The organism is Streptomyces sp. SM1, assembly GCF_002910825.1.
Lineage (GTDB): Bacteria > Actinomycetota > Actinomycetes > Streptomycetales > Streptomycetaceae > Streptomyces > Streptomyces okerensis.
On record NZ_NEUB01000130.1, the window covers coordinates 1 to 644 of the forward strand.

Here is a 644-nt window from a genome sequence, read left to right on the forward strand (position 1 = left end):
CGCCCCGCTTCGACCGGCGCGGATTTCCGGTGGACCCGAAGGACCGCGTCGCGCGCCGGGACCGGCTGCGCGCGTGTGCTCTGACGACGACCGTCGTGGCCACCGTCGTCGCCGCGCCCGTGTTCGCGCTGTGGGCCGCCTACCGCGGCACCCCCGTCGGCGAGGGCCAGGACGGCCGTTCGGCCTCCGCGCGGGAGGACGGCGGCGAGGGCGAGCTCGACGGCGAGGAAGCGGGCGCCGGCTACGAGAACACCGGCAACGCCACCACCCGCCCCGGCCTCCGCTTCGACGAGAACGGTGAGGCGGACGTCTCCGTGGAGGTCGTCGGTGTCGCCGGCGCGGAGCGGGAGGGCGCGGCCGCACTGGGCGTCACGGCGGGCCACAGCGGTGACACCACGCTGATCACCCTCACCGCGACGGGGGCGGGTCCGGTCCGCTGGTCGGCCTCGACGAGCGCGCCCTGGCTGTATCCGAGCCGGTCGTCGGGAACGCTCACACCCGGCGAGTCGGTGACGATCAGGGTGTACGTGGATCAGCTGCGCGAGCCGTCCGGCCACTGGAGCGCGACCGTGGCGATCTCCCCCGCCGGTTCCGTCGTCACCATCGACGGCTACGGGACCGCCCCCTCCGCTCCGGGCGGCGGC

Annotated in this window: 1 pseudogene; it reads left to right on the top strand. The window is 75.8% G+C overall.

Annotated features, from left to right (window positions below):
* Positions 1–644 (top strand): annotated as a pseudogene (locus B9S61_RS02885) (BACON domain-containing protein); the annotation flags it as partial.